Here is a 6499-nt window from a genome sequence, read left to right as displayed (position 1 = left end):
GGCCGCTCCGGACGCGAAGACGACCGGCCGCACCGAGCTGCCCGGCGGGGCCACGGGTTCCGTCGTCGTCTCCCGTGACCGCGGCCGGGCCGCCTTCCTCGCCTCGGGGATGGAGAAGCCGCCCAGCGGCAAGGTCTACCAACTGTGGTTCGCCGACGGGAAGAAAATGCGCTCCGCCGGCCTCATGGACTCCGCGGGCGGCAGCGACGCCGTACTGATGGAGGGGGACGTCGGACCGGCATCGGCGATGGGCATCACGGTGGAGCCGGCGGGCGGTTCACGGCAGCCGACGACCCGGCCGCTGGCCCTGATGAAGCTTCCGCGGGCCTGAATCGGCCCCTTGCCTCGGGTTCGTACCGGACCGGACCCGGGGCTCAGTGCTGCTCGGCGCCCTCAGGGCTGCTCGACGTCCTCAGCGCCGCTCGACGTCCTCGTGCGGGCGCGGGGGCATCGGGAAGAAGCCGCTGGTACGGGCGGCGTACTCGGCGTAGCCGGGTCGGTCCGCCAACTGCCGCTCCAGCAGCCGCTTCCCGCTGCCCTTGGTCAGCAGGAGGCTCATCACCACCGGGGAGACGAGGACCGAGGCGGCGACGGCCCAGTCGCCGCAGGCCAGCAGGAACAGCCCCCACCACACCAGGAAGTCCCCGAAGTAGTTCGGGTGCCGGGTGAACCGCCACAGGCCGCGGTCCATGATGCGGAAGCCGTGGGCGTCCCGGGCCTCGGGATCGTCCTTGAAGCGGGCGAGCTGGGCGTCCCCGACCGTCTCGAAGAAGAAGCCCGTCAGCCAGGCTGTCACGCCGAGGGCGGCAAGGGTGTTCATCGGCCCGGGCAGATACTGCGCGGCCTGGACCGGCAGCGACACCAGCCACACCAGAGCTCCCTGGAGGAGGTAGACCATGCGCAGGGCGTACAGGTGGGGGTTGCCGGAGGCCTTCGCCAGCATCCGCGCGTAGCGCGGGTCCTCACCGTGGCCGCGCCCGCGCAGCGCGATGTGGCCGGCGAGCCGCAGCCCCCACACGGCGGTGAGTGCCGTCACGATCAGCCGCCGCCCGTCGTGCCCCTCACCGTCGGAGAGCGCGAACGAGAGCGCGGCGACGGCGGTGAAGCCGAGCCCCCAGGCCACATCGACGATCCGGTGCACGCCCTTGCCGAGCGCGATCGCGAAGGTGATCAGCATGACGGCGAGGGCCGCCCCGGCTGACGCGGCCAGGTTGATCCCGAAGTCGCCCCAGGGGAAGCCGCTCACCTGCCACCGCCTTCCATCCCGCTGCGCCCCTCGGCATCGGTCCGTACGGCCAGGATCTGGTCCACGCCCATCCGCCCCTCCTCGAAGGCGAGCATCCCTCCCACGAGATACAGCCGCCACACGCGAGCGGCCTCCTCACCCACCAGCCGGACCACCTCGGGCCGTCGTTCCTCCAAGGTGCGGTGCCAGGCCGCGATCGTACGGACGTAGTCCTCGCGCAGCGACTCCACGGCGCGGACCTCCAGACCCGCCCTCTCCAGCAGCGAGACGGTGTCTCCGAGCGGGCGCATGTGCATGTCGGGGGCGATGTAGGTCTCGATGAAGGCGCCGCCGCCGGGGGCGTTGCTCCCGCGCGACATCTGCTGGACGAGCAGCCGCCCGCGGGGGCGGAGCACGGCGTGCAGCGAGGCGGCGAACGCGGGGTATTCGGCGTCGCCGACGTGTTCGCCCATCTCGATGGTGGAGACGGCGTCGTAGGTGCCGGGTTCGATGTCGCGGTAGTCCCGCAGCTGCACGTCGACCAGTTCCTCCAGGCCCTCCTCACGGACCCGGCGGGTGACGGTCTCGGCCTGCTCACGCGCAAGGGTGACGGCGGTGACCTGCGCCTTGTGATGCCGCGCGGCGTGCACGGTGAGCGAACCCCAGCCGCATCCGACGTCGAGCAGCCTGGCGCCGGGGCGCAGGGCGAGCTTGCGGCAGACGAGTTCGAGCTTGTCGTGCTGGGCTTCGGCGAGTCCGTAGGCGGGGTCCTCGGGGCGCCGCCAGTAGCCGCAGGAGTACGCCATCGACTCGTCCAGGAGCAGGGCGTAGAAGTCGTTGGACAGGTCGTAGTGGTGGCTGATCGAGGCGCGGTCGCGGGCGCGGCTGTGCAGCCGTCCGGCGGGCCTGGCGCGGAGAGCGGGCGCTGGTGGCCGGGGACCCACGGCGCCCAGACGAAGCAGCGTGACGAGTGCCCGGGCACGGTCTCGCGTGCTCAGCCGGGACGGGCCCAGGCTGCGGGAGCGCACCGTCCGCCATACGGTGCGCAGCGCATCCGTGAGGTCGCCCTCGACGTCGATGTCGCCGGTGATGTACGCCTCGGCGAGGCCGAGTTCGCCGGGCTGCCACAGCAGCCGACGCAGGGCGCGGCGCGAACGGAGGACCACCACGGGTGCGTCCTCGGCCGCGTCGTCGACGGCCGTCTCGCTGCCGTCCCATGTCCGCAGCCGGACGGGCAGCGGGCTGCCGAGCGCCTCCTGGAGCAGGGGTGTGAGCCGTCGGGCGGCACCGTCCGGATTCATGCGCTCTCCTCCCTCTCGGGCTCTGCGTGGTCGTCGGGACGGGTGAGCAGCAGTTGCCTGACGTCGAGGTAGCCGGAGCGGAACCCCGCCTCGGAGTAGGCGAGGTAGAAGTCCCACATCCGTGCGAACGTCGCGTCGAAGCCGAGGACTTCGGCCTCGGGGGCGCGCTCCGTGAAGCGCTCGCGCCACAGGCGCAGCGTCTCGGCGTAGTGCGGTCCGAAGCTGTCGTGCCGCGCGAGGCGCAGCGCGGTGGCGTCGCCTGCCGTCTGTGCCACGGCTTCGACGGACGGCAGGAACCCGCCGGGGAAGATGTACTTCTGGATCCAGGTGTAGGTGTGCCGTGTGGCCAGCATCCGCTCGTGGGGCATGGTGATCGCCTGGAGCGCGGCCCGTCCGCCCGGGGCGAGGAGCCTGTCCAGGGTCTTGAAGTAGGCCGGCCAGAACTCGGCGCCCACGGCTTCGATCATCTCGACGCTGACCAGGGCGTCGTAGGAGCCGGTCAACTGCCGGTAGTCGCGAAGCAGCAGGGTCACGCGATCCTGGTGGCCGGCTGCCCGTACGCGCTCGCGCGCCAGGTTCAGCTGCTCCTCGGAGAGGGTGGCGGTCACCACGTGAGCGCCACGGTCGGCGGCGCGCAGCGCCAGCTCGCCCCATCCGGTGCCGATCTCCAACAGGCGTGTGCCGGGGCCCACTTCGGCGAGGTCGAGCAGCCGGTCGATCTTGCGGTGCTGGGCTGCGGCGAGGTCGGGCCAGGCGGCGGGGAAGCCTCGGAAGAGTGCCGAGGAGTAGCTCATGGTGTCGTCGAGGAAGAGGGCGAACAGGTCGTTGGACAGGTCGTAGTGGTGGTGGATGTTCTCCCGCGAGTGGCCTTCCGTGTTGCGCTGCCGCGCGGGCCGGCGGCGCACCCACAGGGCACGCATCCGCTGCAGCCGCCGCGGCACGAGATCGCCCACGTGCCCTGCCAGGACGGTGAGCACGCCGACGAGGTCGGGCGCGTCCCACTCCCCCGCCATGTACGACTCGCCGAATCCGATCAGCCCGGAGCGGCCGATCCGGGCGAAGAAGGCGTCGGTGTCGTGCAGTTCGAGCAGCGGACCGCCCCGTCCGAGGACTTCGCCGTCGCTCGTACGAACGCGCAGCGGCAGCCGGCCGAGGGCGCGGCGCACGAGCCGTTCGGCGACGGCGGTGCGTATCCGCGCGGGCCGCGGCGGACGTGCCACGTCCGGCCAGCGCTGCGGGTCGGGCGCGGCGCGGGGCGCTGCTTTCGCTTCGTTCGAGGCCGGATCGGACATGGACCGCCCGTGTTTCGTCGATCGCTCGGGCTTCGTCGATTCAGATGGCATGTGCAGACTCACTCCAGACCCTCCTGGATCCGGTGGCGGGGACGGGGACGCACGGGCAGGCCGCGCAGTAACAGGCGGACGCCGTGCAGACGGATGGCCGCGGACACGGCGGCCGTCGGCCAGGGATGCCGGAGGGTCGCCCGGAGCAGGCCTCCCGTGGTGGCCGGCCGCCGCCGTCCGCGTACGGTCGCGGTGAACGGGCGCCCTCCGGCGCGGTCCAGGTGGACGGACAGCGCCAGCGTCACGCCGGGCTCCGGCAGCCGCATCCGGTACTCGCCGTCGACGGGGAAGAACGGCGAGACGTAGAACTCCTTGCCGGTGGTGGCCACTTCGGCGCCGTCGGTGTGGAGCAGGTAGCAGTGGCGCTCGCCGTAGGTGTTGTGCACTTCGGCCACCACGCAGGTCTGCCGGCCGTCAGCGCCGTGGCACCAGTAGAGGGTGAGCGGGTTGAAGACGTGCCCCAGCACACGGGCGTTGGTGAGCATGAGCACCTGCCCGGCGGGCGGGTCCATGCCGCGTGACGCGAGGAAGCGGTCGAGTCCGGCCCGGATGGTGGGAGCGCGGCCACCGAAGTGGTCGCGGCTCTCGAACCGGGCGAGAGGGCGCAACGGACGGGGCAGACGCGGCAGTCGGTCCACGTCGGCCAGCCACATGTAGGTGCGGTGCCGCACGGTGTGACGCAGCGGGTGGCTGCGTACGTGCGTCACGAGGCAGTCGTAGAGGGCGCCTTCACGCCTCGGCGCGGCGGGCCCGGCGCTCGGCTGGGGACGGGGCTCGGGCTCGGGCTTGAACTCCGTCACCACCGCACCCCCAGCGCGGCGGCAGCTGCCACACCCGAGCGGCAGCCGTCCTCGTGGAATCCCCAGCCGTGGTAGGCGCCCGCGAAGACAGCGACAGCGGAGTCGAGTTCGGGCAGCCGGTGCTGTGCGGCCACCGACTCCGGTGTGTAGACGGGGTGTTCGTAGACCATCCGCGCCAGCACCGCGTCCGGGTCCACCGATTCCTCCCCGCCGAGGGTGACGAGATGGCCGTCCGGAGCGTCCAGGCGCTGAAGCCGGTTCATGTCGTAGCTGATGCGGACCGACTCGGCGGACGTACGGCAGGAGGGCATCAGGTAGTTCCACGAGGCACGGGCGCCCGGCGCCCGTGGAAGCAGGGACGAATCCGTGTGCAGCAGCGTGGAGTTGCGGGAGTAGCGGAACGCGCCGAGGACCTGCCGCTCGGCCCTGGTCGGGTCGGCGAGCAGTCGGAGGGCCTGGTCTGCGTGGGTGGCCATCACCACCGCGTCGAAGCCGTGCGTGGTCCCGTCCTCGGTGAGGATCTCGGCGCCGTCGTCGTGGCGCCGCACCGTGCGCACCGGCGTGGAGGTGTGAACTGCCGTGAGCTGCTTGCCGATTCGCTCCACGTACGCGCGGGAGCCGCCGGTGACCGTACGCCACGCGGGAGACCCGCTGACGCTGAGCATCCCGTGGTGGTCGAGGAAGCGGAACAGGTAGCGCGCCGGGTGGCGCAGCGCTGTCGTGGGATCGCAGGACCAGACGGCGGAGACCAGCGGCGTCATGAAGTGCGAGACGAAGTAGGGCGAGAAGCCGCCGCGCGAGACGAACTCCCCCAGGGTCAGCGCCGTTCCGTCCGTCTCGCCGTCGCCCTTCTCGTCCTGTTCCAGCAACCGCCGTGCCCGCCGGTGGAAGCGTGGGATCTCCGCAAGCATCCGCAGATAGCGGGGGCGGGCGATGTTGCGGGGCTGCGCCAGCACACCGCGCGGGCCGCGCGCACCGGCGTACTCCAGGCCGCAGCCCTCGCACCGCACCGACATGCTCATCTCGGATTCCTGTGTGGGGACGCCGAGTTCACGGAAGAGCCGCAGCAGCAGCGGGTAGGTGCGCTCGTTGTGCACGATGAAGCCGGAGTCGATCTGCCGCACCCGGCCGTCGGCGCACGGCACGTCGTGGGTGTGTGCGTGCCCGCCGATCCTCTCGTCCGCCTCGAACAGGGACACCGAGTCGGTGTGCTGGAGTACGTGTGCGGCCGTCAGTCCCGCAACTCCGCTGCCGATCACGGCAATCCGGCGCTCCTGGGGGCCCCTGCCGCTGCCGTGTGTCATGCCGCTCCTCCGTACGCCTCGAACCGTGCCCTCTCTGGCGTCATTCGGAGCCGGCCGGCCCGCGGCTTGGTGGCGGAGCGGACTTTCTTCCCCCTGGCCTGAACTGCGATTTTTCTCGATGACGGACCAATCCCGCGGCCCCCGTGCCCCGAATGCGGGATGTGACAACGGACCGAGAACCGATCGCGAGGACCGCCCCCGACGGCAGCGACAGCAGCCGCCGCGCCCCGCGTGCGCTGCGTCCCGTCCTGGGCATGTCCGGCGGCCTGTCGGCGGGAGTCGCGGCGCTCGCCACCGCCGAACTGACGTCGGTGGCCGTACGCCCCGAGGCGAGCCCGCTGACAGCTGTCGGCGGCGCGGTCATCGACCGGACGCCGGCCGCGGTGAAGGACTTCGCGATCCGCACCTTCGGCAGCCAGGACAAGCTCGCCCTCCAACTGGGCATCGTGACGCTGCTGGTGCTGTTCGCCCTGTCGCTGGGCCTCTCATCCGGTTCGCCCCGAAGCGTGACCACCAGAGCCGTCAC

Annotated in this window: 6 protein-coding genes and 1 pseudogene; 2 read left to right on the top strand and 5 right to left on the bottom strand. The window is 71.8% G+C overall.

The features are described 5' to 3' along the window. Positions 1-331 (top strand): anti-sigma factor (locus H5J26_RS27030; RefSeq protein WP_181768589.1); only part of this gene is annotated, 331 nt, incomplete at its 5' end. A gap of 81 nt (positions 332-412) precedes the next feature. Here H5J26_RS27030 and H5J26_RS27025 read toward each other — a convergent pair. From H5J26_RS27025 to H5J26_RS27005, 5 genes are all read right to left on the bottom strand, one after another. Beyond that, positions 413-1246 carry a DUF1295 domain-containing protein gene (locus H5J26_RS27025; RefSeq protein WP_181768588.1) on the bottom strand — a complete coding sequence of 278 codons (834 nt, stop codon included), beginning with the start codon at positions 1244-1246 and terminating at the stop codon, positions 413-415. After that, positions 1243-2526 (bottom strand): SAM-dependent methyltransferase, encoded by a 1284-nt coding sequence (locus tag H5J26_RS27020; protein ID WP_181768587.1) that lies wholly within the window; start codon positions 2524-2526, stop codon positions 1243-1245. Before H5J26_RS27020 ends, H5J26_RS27025 begins: the two co-directional genes overlap by 4 nt. Further along, complete coding sequence (locus tag H5J26_RS27015; protein ID WP_235981172.1) at positions 2523-3818, bottom strand: SAM-dependent methyltransferase; 1296 nt, start codon at positions 3816-3818, stop codon at positions 2523-2525. Before H5J26_RS27015 ends, H5J26_RS27020 begins: the two co-directional genes overlap by 4 nt. Before the next feature lie 59 nt (positions 3819-3877). Further along, positions 3878-4576 carry a DUF1365 domain-containing protein gene (locus tag H5J26_RS27010; protein WP_309238083.1) on the bottom strand — a complete coding sequence of 233 codons (699 nt, stop codon included), beginning with the start codon at positions 4574-4576 and terminating at the stop codon, positions 3878-3880. Positions 4577-4665: 89 nt separating this feature from the next. Further along, complete coding sequence (locus H5J26_RS27005) at positions 4666-5973, bottom strand: NAD(P)/FAD-dependent oxidoreductase (RefSeq protein ID WP_181768584.1); 1308 nt, start codon at positions 5971-5973, stop codon at positions 4666-4668. Between the two features lie 152 nt (positions 5974-6125). On the opposite strand from H5J26_RS27005, the pseudogene H5J26_RS27000 reads away from it, so the two are divergent. Then, positions 6126-6499 (top strand): annotated as a pseudogene (locus H5J26_RS27000) (molybdopterin-binding oxidoreductase); the annotation flags it as partial.

Origin of the sequence: Streptomyces albidus (ex Kaewkla and Franco 2022) (assembly GCF_013870515.1) — a bacterium.
GTDB classification, from domain to species: domain Bacteria; phylum Actinomycetota; class Actinomycetes; order Streptomycetales; family Streptomycetaceae; genus Streptomyces; species Streptomyces albidus.
Note: the sequence above shows the minus strand (reverse complement) of the source record. Positions and strands in the feature narration are given on the sequence as shown.